At 64.0% G+C, this 13,190-nt stretch carries 12 protein-coding genes; 6 read left to right on the top strand and 6 right to left on the bottom strand.

What is annotated here, in order from left to right:
• Positions 1-6: 6 nt before the first annotated feature.
• From A3E1_RS0126210 to A3E1_RS0126190, 5 genes are all read left to right on the top strand, one after another.
• Positions 7-951 (top strand): LysR family transcriptional regulator, encoded by a 945-nt coding sequence (locus A3E1_RS0126210; protein WP_020523758.1) that lies wholly within the window; start codon positions 7-9, stop codon positions 949-951.
• A 60-nt stretch (positions 952-1,011) separates the two neighbouring features.
• Positions 1,012-2,277, top strand: a complete 1,266-nt coding sequence (locus A3E1_RS0126205) for an alpha/beta fold hydrolase (RefSeq protein ID WP_020523757.1) — start codon at positions 1,012-1,014, stop codon at positions 2,275-2,277.
• Entirely contained in the window at positions 2,277-3,206 is a 930-nt protein-coding gene (locus A3E1_RS0126200) for a proline dehydrogenase family protein (protein ID WP_020523756.1), read from the top strand. Before A3E1_RS0126205 ends, A3E1_RS0126200 begins: the two co-directional genes overlap by 1 nt.
• 166 nt (positions 3,207-3,372) lie before the next feature.
• Positions 3,373-4,647 carry a M64 family metallopeptidase gene (locus tag A3E1_RS42135; protein WP_083929647.1) on the top strand — a complete coding sequence of 425 codons (1,275 nt, stop codon included), beginning with the start codon at positions 3,373-3,375 and terminating at the stop codon, positions 4,645-4,647.
• 85 nt (positions 4,648-4,732) lie between these two features.
• Complete coding sequence (locus A3E1_RS0126190) at positions 4,733-5,161, top strand: hypothetical protein (RefSeq protein ID WP_157631743.1); 429 nt, start codon at positions 4,733-4,735, stop codon at positions 5,159-5,161.
• Between the two features lie 2 nt (positions 5,162-5,163).
• On the opposite strand, the gene A3E1_RS0126185 is transcribed toward A3E1_RS0126190, so the two are convergent.
• From A3E1_RS0126185 to A3E1_RS0126160, 6 genes are read right to left on the bottom strand one after another with little or no spacing between them, the layout of a single operon-like run.
• The gene (locus tag A3E1_RS0126185) at positions 5,164-6,240 is read right to left on the bottom strand and encodes an ABC transporter ATP-binding protein (protein ID WP_020523754.1); all 1,077 of its coding nucleotides are present in this window, start codon (positions 6,238-6,240) and stop codon (positions 5,164-5,166) included.
• Positions 6,237-7,034 carry a carbohydrate ABC transporter permease gene (locus tag A3E1_RS0126180; RefSeq protein WP_040391849.1) on the bottom strand — a complete coding sequence of 266 codons (798 nt, stop codon included), beginning with the start codon at positions 7,032-7,034 and terminating at the stop codon, positions 6,237-6,239. The genes A3E1_RS0126185 and A3E1_RS0126180 overlap by 4 nt, the downstream gene beginning before the upstream one ends.
• The gene (locus A3E1_RS0126175; protein ID WP_020523752.1) at positions 7,031-7,870 is read right to left on the bottom strand and encodes a carbohydrate ABC transporter permease; all 840 of its coding nucleotides are present in this window, start codon (positions 7,868-7,870) and stop codon (positions 7,031-7,033) included. Before A3E1_RS0126175 ends, A3E1_RS0126180 begins: the two co-directional genes overlap by 4 nt.
• A gap of 2 nt (positions 7,871-7,872) precedes the next feature.
• The gene (locus A3E1_RS0126170) at positions 7,873-9,192 is read right to left on the bottom strand and encodes an ABC transporter substrate-binding protein (protein ID WP_020523751.1); all 1,320 of its coding nucleotides are present in this window, start codon (positions 9,190-9,192) and stop codon (positions 7,873-7,875) included.
• 53 nt (positions 9,193-9,245) lie between these two features.
• Positions 9,246-10,064 (bottom strand): YncE family protein, encoded by an 819-nt coding sequence (locus tag A3E1_RS0126165; protein WP_020523750.1) that lies wholly within the window; start codon positions 10,062-10,064, stop codon positions 9,246-9,248.
• On the bottom strand, positions 10,061-10,384 hold the full coding sequence (locus A3E1_RS0126160) for a hypothetical protein (protein ID WP_020523749.1): 324 nt from the start codon (positions 10,382-10,384) through the stop codon (positions 10,061-10,063). Before A3E1_RS0126160 ends, A3E1_RS0126165 begins: the two co-directional genes overlap by 4 nt.
• A 185-nt stretch (positions 10,385-10,569) precedes the next feature.
• On the opposite strand from A3E1_RS0126160, the gene A3E1_RS0126155 reads away from it, so the two are divergent.
• Positions 10,570-13,179 (top strand): hypothetical protein, encoded by a 2,610-nt coding sequence (locus A3E1_RS0126155; RefSeq protein ID WP_157631742.1) that lies wholly within the window; start codon positions 10,570-10,572, stop codon positions 13,177-13,179.
• The last annotated feature ends 11 nt before the right edge of the window (positions 13,180-13,190 follow it).

Genomic DNA, 13,190 nt, shown 5'->3' with positions numbered 1-13,190 from the left:
GCGGTGATGGAACTGGAGTTGCGGCATTTGCACTCGCTGTGCGTGATCGCCGACGCCGGGAGCGTGACCAAGGCGGCTACCGTCCTAGGCGTGTCCCAGCCCGCGTTGACCGCGCAGCTGCAGCGGGTGGAGCGCGAACTCGGGGGACAGATCTTCATCCGGGACCGCAACGGCGTGACGCCCACGCCCCTGGGCCAATACCTGCTAACCCGCGCACGCGGGATGCTGCTGGCGATGGAAGAGCTGCGCCGCAACGCCGGCCAATTCCTGCCGCAGGAACGCCCGGTCATCCGGCTCGGGGGCATCGCCGGTGCCGTGTCCGTCGGCCTTGCCGACCGGCTCAGTGATCTCCTGCCAGAAGCCGAAGTGCGCCTGCACACGGAATATTCGCCCCGTGTCCTATGGGACCTGCTGTTGGCTGACCGCCTAGACGCGGCCGCTATCGCCGACTACCCGGGATTCGCGTTACGGCATCCGGTGTCGGTGCTGGCCGAGGTGATCGTGGTCGAGCCAGTCTTCGTGGCGATGTCACGCGAGCATCCGCTGGCTGACAAGGAGCAGGTTGAGCTTTCCGAGCTGGCCGACGAGCGGTGGGCCTTGACGCCACCTGACGGAGCGGGCTGGCCCGACTGCTTCTACACCGCATGTGAACAGGCCGGGTTCACGCCGAAGGTGCCTTACACGGTGACGGACGCGTTGCCGATGCGGGAAATGGTGGCCACGGGACGGGCGATCACGGCGTGCCAGGCCGTGTTCAACGGTGCCGGCGATGTAGTGGTCAAGCCGCTGGCCGGCGATCCGGTGCACATGCGGCACCTTCTCGTCTGCCGCCGTGAGGGCCCGCTCGCGCACATGTTCGACCGTGTCGTGAGGCTAGCCCGCGAGGCTTACTGGGCCACGGCCGACCGCCGCCCCGACTACCAGAACTGGCAGCTGCTCAGAGCGGCATAACTCCGCAGTTGTGTTAGGTGGGATGCGACAGCTTTCCTTGGGAGCGGCCAGAGTCTTGACATGCCTCTGACGTACAGCCGTCCCGGCCAAGTGTGCGCCGAGCACGTGTTTGACGTGCCGCTCGACCACGCCAGGCCCGGCGGGCAACGCATCGAAGTGTTCGCCCGGGAGGTGATCAGCCCCGCCAACGCCGGCAAGAATGTGCCGGCTTTGCTGTATTTACAAGGCGGGCCGGGCTGCCCGGCTGACCCACCGTCGTCTTCGGGTGCCTGGCTCGACGCGGCGTTGCGTGACTACCGGGTGATCCTGCTCGATCAGCGTGGCACCGGGCGCAGCACCCCGGCGACCCGGCAGAGCCTGGCTGGCCTTTCCGCCGCTGAGCAGGCGGCATACTTGCGCCACTTCCGCGCTGACGCGATCGTGCGCGATGCGGAACTGTTGCGCGAGAACCTGTTTGGCGGCACACCCTGGACCTTGCTCGGCCAAAGCTATGGCGGGTTCTGCGCGCTGACCTATTTGTCGCTGGCACCACACGGCGTGAACGCGGTGATGATGGCCGGCGGGCTGCCGAGTCTAACCGCGACAGCCGAGGAGGTTTACCGCGTCGCCTATCCCCGCGCGATCGCGGCCAACGAACGCTTCTTCGCCCGCTATCCGGCCGACCGCAAACTGGCGAGCCAGATCCTGGAACACTTAGCGGTCAGCGACACCCGCTTGCCCACAGGAGAAAGGCTTACCCCGCAACGGTTTCAGACGCTGGGCACGACCTTCGGCGCCACGAGCACCTTCGACGCCCTGCATCACGTGATGGAGCTAGCGTTCACCGGGCGTGTGCTTTCCGACGTGTTCCTGCACCGGGTCAACGCCATGGTCTCCCTGGCGGAACGGCCACTTTACGCGCTGATGCACGAGACGATCTATGCCCAAGGGCACGCGCCCGGCTGGGCGGCACACCGCGTCCGCGACGAGTTCGGCCAGTTTGATCCGCAGAGCCCGGAAGCCTTCTTCACCACAGAAATGTTCTACCCGTGGATGTTTGGGCAAGACCCGGCCCTGGCACCACTGCGCGACTGCGCTGACCTCCTGGCCGCCGACGGCACATGGCCGGATCTGTACAACGTGGACGCTCTGGCCGCGAACACCGTTCCCGTGGCGGCAGCGGTTTACGCCGAAGACCTTTACGTCGACTACGGCCACGCGATGCAAACGGCTGCCCTGGTTAGGAATCTGCGGACCTGGGTCACCAACGAGTACGCCCACGATGCCCTCAAATCCCAGGCGCACGTGTTCGGGCGCCTGCAGGCGATGATCGCAGGGGAGATCTGATGCTGCGTAAAGCTTTGCTCGCCACCGCTGACCGGCCACGGTTGTCCGGGTGGCTGCAGTCGACGCCGGCTGGCCGTGCCGTGGTCGCCCGGTTCGTCGCTGGGCACGACACTCTGTCTGTGCTCAACAGCGCGGAAACGCTTGCCGCGCAAGAGCTGCGGGTCACCATAGATCACTTGGGGGAGTACACCACCGAGGTGAGCCAGGCGATGGCGATTCGGGACGAGTATCTGCGGCTGCTCGACTTACTGGCCACGACCAGGCTCACCGCCGCTGATGTGTCGCTTAAGCTCTCCGCGCTGGGGCAGACGCTAGCCAACGGCGATGAGCTGGCGTTCGCTAACGCCTATGCCATCTGCGAGGCAGCCGCGGCGGCGGGAGCCACAGTGACGCTGGACATGGAAGATCACACCACGACGGATTCCACTTTGGACATCCTCGGCCGGTTGCGGTTCAGTGGACACCGCAGTGTGGGTGTCGCGCTGCAGGCAGGGTTACGGCGTACCGCAACGGATGTCTTGCATTTGGCTAAAGATGGTTGCCGCATCAGGCTTTGCAAAGGCGCGTACGCCGAGCCCGCCGAGGTCGCCTATCAACGCCGCCGGGACGTGGAACAGGCTTTCCGTCACGGCATCGACATCCTCATGAGTCAGCCGTCGTGCTATCCGATGATCGCGACGCACAACCCGGCGCTGATCAGTTATGCCCAAGCCTCGGCGCGGCAGCACCATCGCGGCGCGGGCGATCACGAGTACCAGATGCTTTATGGCGTCAGGCCGCACGAGCAGCGCAGGCTGGTGCACGCGGGGCATCCGGTGCGGGTGTATCTGCCTTACGGGACCGATTCGACCGCCTACTTCTTGCGCCGGCTAGCTGAACGGCCCGCCAATCTTGCCTTCTTCCTGCGCGCCCTGACCGCCAAAAGCTGACGGGCGCTTCTCTAGTGCTGCCGGTGCCCACGAGGCACCGGCAGCATCCCTATGCCCGCGCGCGGATGGCAATCACTCGCCAGTGATGCCCGGAAGGGATTAGCGCCGGTCAATCGAAAGCCGCACCGTGTATCGCATCCGTCCCCGTCGCAAGAAGGAGGCGCAGATGCGCCGACGACGTATGTATTTGGCCACCGCGGTTATGGCGGCCGTGACTCTCGTGGTGGCTTCGGTTCCCGCTGAGGCCGCGATGCAGGAGGACCGGCAGTGGAGGGAAGTCTTCTCACCTGACGGCACCATCACGCCGATGCTGCTGCCCAAAGAACGTGCCACGACTTCCAGCCTGAGCCAGAGCACCCTCGCGGCGGCTGCCGTGGTCACGATTCAGAACACCGGCCCGTCGAACGCACGGTTCGATCTGGTCATCGTCGGAGACGGTTACACGTCTTCGGAAATGGGCACGCTGCGCCAGCATGCCCAAAGCAAGTGGAACGAGATAGCCGCGACGGCGCCGTGGAGCACGTACCGCAACTCGGTCAACGTTTGGCTCGTCGAGGTCGTCTCCAATCAGTCCGGTGTGGACAATGACCCGTACCAAGGGGTTTATCGCGACACCGCACTGGACATGTATTTCTGGTGCAGCGGCATCGAACGGCTGCTGTGCCTTAACGAAACCAAGGCGCAGCAGTTCGCCAGTCAGGCACCAGGAGTCGACGCCATCGTCGCCGTCGGCAACACCACCAAGTACGGCGGTGCCGGCTACCCGAGCCTCGCGACCGTGGCCGGAGGCAACGCTCAGGCCGGGCGCGTGGCCATCCACGAACTGGGCCACTCCGTGGGCGGTCTGGCAGACGAATACTGGACGGCTGGCACCACCTACACCGGTGGGGAGCCGAGCGAGCCCAACGTCACCAAGTCATCGAGTTGCTCGAAGTGGGCTTCGTATCTGGGACGCTCCACTCCCGACGGTGGTGTCATCGGCTGCTTCCAGGGCGGTCACCAGTACAACTACGGCATCTACCGGCCCTCTAGCGACTCGCTGATGCGCAACATCAACAAGCCGTTCAACTTGGTGGGACTCGATGTCATGGACCGGGCTATCCGCTCGAAAATCAGCGGTGGCACCACGACGTGTACCGGCTACCAGTCCACGCGCACGGACAGTCTCGCGAGCGGTGCCACGGCCTACCAGCCTGACGGGACGTATTACTACTCCACCGCGTCAGGCACGCATCGTGCTTGCCTCGATGGGCCTACGGGAGCCAACTTCAACCTCCACTTGCAGAAGTGGAACGGCTCCAGCTGGGCGACGGTCGCCAGCGCGACGTCAACCGGTCCAGATGAGACCCTGACCTACGCCGGGACCAGCGGCTACTACATCTATCAGCTGCAGGCGGTTTCCGGTTCAGGTGCGTACACGTTTGGCTACACCGTCCCGTGAACACATGAGGCCCAGCCAGTGGCTGGGCCTCATGGAACCAGCTGCCCGCCTCACGGCTCTGACCTAGGTGATGCGTATAGCGACCGTGACACTGTTGGTGCTGCTCGCTGGCTGCACGCCTGGCAGCCAGCCCCCACCACCCACCCCTGCCTGCGGCTCCCCGGTCGAAACCGGGCCGTTGCCACAGTGGGCCCGCGCCGGGTTCTCCGGTGACGCCCGCATGCCCCATGTCATGGGCCGTCGCGGTGACATCGTGGCCGCCGTGTTCGGCCATCCGCTGGCGGTGACCCGGCCAGACAGATCAAGCAACAAGATCCTGTGGGTGTCCAAGGAGCCGTCGCCGCCCGGGGATCTCGCGATCGAGGCGAGGCTCGATGGCACCGAGGTGTCAGTGCAGCGGCGCGTCCCTGGCGGTCCGGGACCTTCGATCATCGATCTCCCGCAATCGAGCTGCTGGCGGCTGACGTTGAGCTGGCCCGAGCACACCGACACGCTCGACCTCACCTACGCGTAAGGTCAGACGGTCAGGGCTAGGGACGTCTCGGGGTCATAGAAACGCATCGTGCTCGGGTCAGCGCGCAGCCACACTGACGCCTCGGGTCTGGTGTCAAATGTCGGTGGCGCCTGCACTTTGAGCTCATGGTCCCCTAAGCGGACAGTCAACAGCACGGACGCGCCGGTGGGCTCGACCACTTCGACGGTCGCTGGAAGGAAACCGTCAGCGGCGTCCGTTGACACGGCTAGCTTTTCGGCTCGCACACCCACCAGCACGGTCCTCCCGGCGAACCTCGCGAGCGACGACGGCGCCGGAATCGACAGCGCGCCAACCGATAGCGCTGGCCCGTCGGAAACCAATGCGGGGAAGAAGTTCATCGGGGGAGCGCCGAGGAAGCTGCCGACGAACCGGTCGGCAGGGCTGTCATAAACCTCCAGCGGGCCGCCGATCTGGGCGACGCGGCCGTCTCGCATCACCGCGACCCGGTCGCCGAGGGACATCGCTTCGGCCTGGTCATGGGTGACGTAAAGTGTGGTGGTGCCGATTTGGTGCACGATGCGTTTCAGCTCGGCCCTAAATTGCAGCCGCAGCAAGGCATCCAGGTTGGACAGCGGCTCGTCCATCAGCAGCACGCCCGCGTCGACCACGATCGCGCGGGCGACCGCGACCCGCTGGCGCTGCCCGCCGGATAGCTGCGACGGGAACCGGTCCAGGTAGTCGGACAGATCAAGCATCGCCGCCGCGTCGGCCACCCTGCGGTCGATCTCGGGCCGGGGCACCTTGCGCATCATCAGCCCGAAACCGATGTTCTGGCGGACTTTCATGTGCGGGAAGATGGCATAAGACTGAAAGACCATGGAAACACGGCGATCCCGCGCCGACAGCGATGTCACATCAGTGTCTCCGATGTGGACACTGCCACTGTCGGGAGTTTCCAGTCCGGCGACCATCCGCAGCAGCGTGGTCTTGCCGCAGCCACTCGGGCCGACGAGGACAACGAATTCGCCGTCGGCGACCTCAAGGGAAATCTCATCGGTCGCGCGCCTATCCCCGCCGGGGTAGGACTTCACGAGGTTACGCAGCACTATGCGGCTCATTTGAGCGTCGTCCCCCACATGTTCAGCAGGTATTTTCGCATGATGGCGATGAACAGCAACGCTGGCACCACTAAGGCGAAGCCACCGGCGAAACGGTAAGCCAGCGGCGAGAAGGAAAGCGTCGAGAGCACCTGGGCTGGAAGCGTGCGCTGATTGAGGGTCAGGATCGCGGCGCCGAGTACCTCGTTCCACGACATGACAAACGTGAACACGGCCGCGGCGGCGATGCCCGGAAGTGCCTGGGGCATCACGATTCTGACGAACGCCTGCACGGGAGAGGCGCCAAAGATCTGCGCCGCTTCCTCCTGCTCCGGTGAGACCGCGACGAAGACGGCGGCGGTGATGAGCACCGTCGTGGGCAGCGCGAGCGCGGTGTGCAGCAGCGTCACCGCATAGGTGGTGTCGTAGAGCCCGGTGGTCAGGAAGATGCGGGCCAGCGGAACCGACAGCACGACGATCGGCAGCGCCCGGGTCAGCAGGAGAAACAGTTGGTAGGGCTGCCTTCCGCGAAACGCGTAGCGTGCCACGGCGTAGCCGGCTGGCAGCCCGATCAACAGCGCCAGCACGACAGTGTTGAGCCCCACCATGAGCGAGTTGACGCCGCCGGCGATGACACCGGTCGAGCTCAAGAAGCCCGAAAGTGTTTCCGTGGAAGGATCGGTGGGCACCAGAGGCAACGGAAACTCGTTGAGCGACTCTCGGCTGGAGAAAGCCGCCAGTGTAATGAGATAGATCGGTGCCGCCATGAAAAGTGAGATGGCGACACAAAACACTTGCAGCGCAAACCTTCTCATCGCGGGCTCCCGGTTTGGTCACGCATCAGGCGCAGGTAACCAGCGGCGGCGAGCAGTGACACCGTGAGGATCATCAGCGCGATCGCGGCGGCGACGCTGGGGTTCTGCAAGAAGTCGTACCACTGATACGTCTCGCCAACGAGCAGCGGCATATTGCGGCCCGTCAGCGCTTGCGCCACCGCGAACGTCTCCAGCGCCAGGATCGTCCGCAGGATCAGCGCGACTTGCAGGCTGGGCCGCAGCTGAGGCAGGATCACATGACGCAGCCGTTGCCAGTAGCTGGCGCCGAAAACTTCGGCCGCCTCGTCGTAATCCTTAGGGATGCCTTGCAATCCCGCGACGATGATCACCAAAACCAGTGAGGTGGCACGCCACAGCTCGGCGATCACGACGGCGATGAACATCGACGCCGGGTTTTCGTGCGAGAGGAAGGAGTACCCGTCGAATCCCAGGCTGGAAAGCACGGAATTGAGGTAGCCGCGGTCGGTGAAAACGGCCAGCCACACCAAACCCGCGGCCAGATCGCTGATCGCTAGCGGCACCACCCACAGGTAGAAGTAGAAGCCGGAGAACCGTGGCCGTTCCCGCAGCAGCAGCGCCATCGTGAGCGCGAAGGCGAATTGCAGCGGGATCAGCACCACGATGAGCAAAGCGGTGTTGCGCGCGGCCGGCCAGAAATACGGATCGTCCAGCATGCGCTGGAAGTGGGCAGCGGTCGGCCCGCCGGTGCCCGTGAAGGCTTGTCCTATCCCGAAGATCAGCGGCCACGCGAACAACGCGGTCAGGAAAACCAGTGACGGCGCAATCAGCAGCAAAGGCCGGCGGGCCGTTTTCATTGCTACAAAACCCTGCAGGGTGTACTCAATGGGTCCGGCTTCCAGCACGAAACCTTGACCTCATCGAGGATCGCGTTCAGCTTGACCGCTTGCGCGTCAAGCACTTGCTGCACCGGTTTGCCGTCCAGGCAGATTTCCTTGAAGCAGTTCTTGAAAATCTGCGCGACCTCACCATCTTTGGCGCCGAGGCCAACGGGCGGAAGTGAGACGATGGTGCCCTGAGCGCCTTGCTGCGCCTTGACCGCGGCCGCTTCCAGCGCGATCGGCTTGGACAGGTCACCAGGCAGGTCGGCTTTCGCGACCGGGAAGAAGGCGTTGGCGCGCAGCACTTCCACCTGAACGTTAGCCTGTGTCAGTGATTTGATGACTTCCTTAGCCTTGTCGGGCTCGGGCGCACCCTTGGGAATGGCGAGGCCACCGATGACGATCATATAGCCGAGGCCCTTGGGTCCCTTGGGCGCTGGCACCATCAGCCAGTCGTCGGGTTTGGGCTTGGGTGCGTTAACCAGCCGCGCGACGTGATCGAAACCAATCATCACCTCGCCGCGTTCCAGCGGCTCCTGCATGAAGTCGTAGTTGGTCGACGCGGGAGCGGTCTGTGCCCACAGATCCTTCATGTATTGCCATGCTGTGGTGGCTTCCGGGCTGCGGAAGGTGGTGATCTGCCCGCCGGTGAAGCTGGGCAGCAGGAACCCTTGGAAGAACCGGTGATACAGACCCTTAGGCCCGGCGGGGAAGCCGAAGATAGGTTTGCCACCATTGCCGGTGCGCCCAGCCTTAGCCCAGGCCAGAAGCTGTTCGTAGGTAAGGTTTTGCGGGTCCGCGCCCGAGGGAAGCCATTGCAGGGCGGCCTTATTGATGGCCAGCACATAGGTCGCCTGCATCCACGGGATGTATTTCTGCGTGCTCCCGCCAAACTTGCCTAGCTCAAGCAGGTCAGCTGGGAACTGACGATCAGTTAGGCCCTTGGCCAGGTCGTCGAGATCAATGAGGCGGTCCTTGTGTGGAGCCAGATCGCCGTGCAGACCGCCAAGAAGGCTGATCTTTACTTGGTTCGCGTCGACTTGTGACTGCACCGTGGTGGCGAAGACAGAGGCATCGACCGGGTTGAAGCCGACTTTGGCGGCCTTCACGTGGTCGGCGAGAATCTTTTCGAAGCGCTGGCGCTCCTCGACCGGCAGGAACTGGGTGGACAGGAAGTCCACGGAGCCTTCGCCACCGGTTCCTGAGGTGGACACGCCACTGCACGCGGCTAAGGCCGGGGCGGCTAGAACGGTGAGGCCGGCGCCCAAGAGGGTCCGCCGATTAACACGCTGTGTCATGTTCCTCCCTACTCCAGGTGAATGTCCAAAAGGGAAGGACTTCGGACTGTGGCTCAGCATACGTGCCAATGGTCGTTTAGTGGGACCCTGCGCAGTGCTTGAGCACGAATAGGCCGGGAATGGTGATACGACGTAGTTCTGCCCCCGTGGCCAGGTCGTAGTTGACGACACCTTCGGGTGGCCAGCCCACACGTCGCCGTCGGTGCCCAGGGCGAGGCCACGGATTTGCCCAGGCGTGCCGATCTCGCGATAGGGGCTGGAGAGGAGAATTTTCCGTCAACTCCGGCGATGGTGCTGCGCTGCGGCGTGATGAGCACACCGGCTTGCCCAGCCGGCCCCAGCTGCCAGGTGCTTTTGATGGCCAGGCTCCTGGGGTCGATGTCGGCGACCGTGCCAGACAGCGAGTGAAAGACACTCAACCGGTTGCCAGATGGCGACAATGCGGCACCGTGCGCACCTGGGCGGCCCTGTCCGAACGGCGGCGGCAACGCGATGCGCCGGGTCCAGCCTTCACACAGGTTGAGGCAGTCAACAAACGCGGCGGTGTCGGTGCAGATGGAGAACAGGATGCCTTGGTGTTCATCGGCGAGGCGCACGACACGGCTTGCCGTTGTCTGCTCGGTGCCCGGCACCGGTTCCATGTCGTGTGTGTGCAGATCGATCATCTCGGCGTGGTACCGGTTCGGTGCCGAGGGCGGAAAGTAGTTCAGCACGAACAGGCTGGCGCCGTCAGGGCTAAACGCCTCGGGCTCAATGTTGCCCGGCAGATCCATCCGCGTGCGCTCGCCGCCGGGGCCGCAGATCACGATAACGGTCCGTTCACGGCCGCGTGGATCGTGCAGCCCATGGATACCCGCGCCGCCAGGGGTCACCAGGGCGACCAGTTTGCGTCAGGGGAAACGATCCGGGGCTCAAGCTGACCTGTTAGGACACTTTCCGCGTGCACCTGGCCAGTCGCCAGGTCGCGGACGCTTACCTTGGTGCCGGCGCCGGCCGCTTCGGCCGTCACGCAGTGGCTGAAGTCCGGAGTGGACGCTGTGACCGCGACCGGCCCGGTGATCACGTTGTCGCTTTCGGCGAGCACGGACAGGCCGGCGGCCGTGGTCACGAACAGCGCGCATTCGCGGGTGCTGGGCGGGGCTGGAGTGCACATGCCCAGGGCCGGCGCTCCTGCCGCGAGACCGGCGGTCACAGTACGGACCTGAAGAGAGCCAACAGGATCAACGGCGCCACCGCTTTACCAAAATTTGCGGGAGTTGCTGCATCTTGATCGCATCGTGTACTGACAGGGCGGTTCCTGAATCGGGCCTATCGAGGGGAATAGATTGGTACGAACGTCTATGCGGGACATGCTTGAGTCCTTGCAAGAATCGCCGAGTGAACCAAGGCGTCGATGATCGGGCAGGCCGATCTGCGTTTCGGCGGCGCCTGCGCTTTCGTACACTTGATTGGCCGAGATGGCTGGCCGTAGTGGCCGTGTGTCTGGCTGGGGTTTTGATCCTGGCGCCGTTTAACGATGACGCGGCTGCTGCTACCGGCGAGGAGTTCCCGGCTGCGCTGCAGTCATGGACACCGGCGCAACCGCTCGGGAGTAGTTGGGCGGCGGCTGGCAACGGCAAAGACACGATTGCGAGTCTGTGTGCTGGCGCCTGGCGGTCGTGGCGGCGAACTGACGGTGTGGTGTTCGGGCTGAAGGCCTACAGGTGTTCTCCCGCCCAGCTCGCGACTCTTTCCGACATACTGAACCGGCTCCGCCAGACGATGCCAGCACGCTGGCGCCAAATTCCAGCCGCGCTGTCCGGCGCTGCAGACATCGTGGTGCAGGACAGCGAGAAGCGCCACACCCGTTACTGGATACAGGACGGGTGGGCGATGGCGGTGGTGACCGAATGTCCCATCGATCGAACGGGGCTGACCGCTTGCTACGGCTTGTCCACGATAGTGGTCCGGCATATCGCTAATGCATTGAACGGTGAACCCACTCCGGCTCCGGCCCCACTTGTCGGTTTCGACGGTGACCCGGTGAGGTTCAGCGCGCCCTGTTGCGCAAAGTCCGAAGGGGACGAAACGAAGCGGGCGGCGTACGAGGTGCTGCACCTGTGGCGTCCTGGTTCCCTTGTGCCGCAGCAAGAATGGATTGCCCGCCCTGTACCTTTCATTTGGGCAGACACGGATCGTGCTGACTGGGCGGGCTGCATGAGCAGCTCGCTAGGCTGGTCGTCACCTCAGGTCAGCCTGCTCTTCGTGCAATGGTGGACCTGCCAGGACGACAATGACGTGGATGAAATCATGCGCCGGATCGCGGTCGCTCCTGCCGGTCCCGCCAATGGAGTGCCGACGGGTGGCGTGATCATGCCGGGTACCGACTTTGCCCTGCCGCTGGGCATTGCTGGTGATGGGCATGTGCGGGTCTGGGGACAGCAGAAATTGCTGATCGTCGTTGGTGCCCAGTGCGGTGAACTGTCCGCAGTGGACTGCGCGGCACTGAGCCGTAGTGCAGTGGTCGATATCGGCCGGCGGCTGGGTGGCCGGGTCGTCACACCGCGTCCGGCCGAATGGTTCTGGTTGATCTGCGGTCTTTCCATCCTTGTCGCCCTTACTGCCAATGTTGTGGTGGACGCCTATATACGGCGGCGCCTGAGTGCCTGGTATTTGGTGGAGTCCGGGCACCCCCACTGGCACGACATAAGTACCGATACGTACGGGGCGAAACTCATGAATCGCTATGGGCAGGCCAGTGCAGCTGTTGCAGTAGCCGGGCTGGGGATGGCAGTCGCTGGGACGCTTGGTTTCGCCAAGCTGGTCGCGATTTCCTTAGGTTGGTCGGCGGTCCTTGCTGCAGTCGGTGGCGTGTTGCTCGTGGGCGGGTTCGGAAGCCATCGGCGTGTTAGGCCGCCCGTTACCTGGAAGGTCCGGGCGCGGATGGACAGGGTATCGCTGACGCCGCGTCGGGCGCGAGGTATTGCCATGTCATGTGTCGCTGTAATTCTGGGATTCGTGCTTTGCGCTGTGTGGATGTCATCGGTGTGGGTGTACACCGGCGGAGGCCCCGCCTCGTTCCGGGCTACGCAGATCGAGCAATGGCTGGGTGAGCGGCTTCCAGCTGCCGCCTCGCTGCCGCTTATGTGGCTCGTAGACCTATTCGCTTGGGTACAGATGGCGGGGATTCCTGCGATCGCCCTACTGCCAATAGGTCCCACAGTTGCGATCCTAGGGGTGCGGTGGGGCCGGCGCACCGGCGCCATCCGGCTGGAAGAACGATTGGAGATCGACGATCGGCCACCGGTGCTGCTGTTACGTGATTTTGATGACGACAACATTTACACGCCGCCATCCCGGGTTGCCCGCGCTGGCCTACTCGCGTCGGTGTTTTACCCGCTTTCCCTCGATCCGCCCCAGCCGTTTGTCCAACTGCTCGCTCGCCAGCTATCTGTCCTGGGACCAGTGGTCGCGGTCGCCCCAGGCCGGACGCTGGCACCCATTGGACCGTCTGTGACAAGCTACGCAGACAGCGACTGGGTGGAGCACGTCACGGCTCTCGCCCAACGGGCAAGGGCCGTCGTCTTTCTCGGCACACCAGAGAAGATTGGCGACGGGCTGCGCACAGAGCTCGAGATTGTCGCGGACGAGAGAAAGATCGGCCACCAGCGGGTCATGATTGTCGTCCCGCCAGACCTTCCCAAGCATTCGTTGCTTAGGCGCCGCACCTGGCAACCGACAAAACCCCGCCTTATGGCTGCGTGGCACAGGTTCCGCATCGAGGCGAGCCGGCACCGCCCCCTTTTCACGGCCCTGGCACAAGACTGGATACCTGAAGGAGTTCAGGTACTAGTCCACCATCCCACCGAAGGCTGGCATGCCTGGGGCGCAACGACTAAGGACGACTGGTCCTACGCGACTGCACTGGCGGAAGCGGCGCACTACGTCAGCAACGCCTGGCCCGAACAACCAGAATCCAAAGCGCTGCCAAGTAGTGACCCGAGCTAACGGAAACCGTG

Origin of the sequence: Catelliglobosispora koreensis DSM 44566 (genome assembly GCF_000379685.1) — a bacterium.
Lineage (GTDB): Bacteria > Actinomycetota > Actinomycetes > Mycobacteriales > Micromonosporaceae > Catelliglobosispora > Catelliglobosispora koreensis.
The sequence above is the reverse complement of the archived record's forward strand: the minus strand, read 5'-3'. Positions and strand labels throughout refer to the sequence as shown.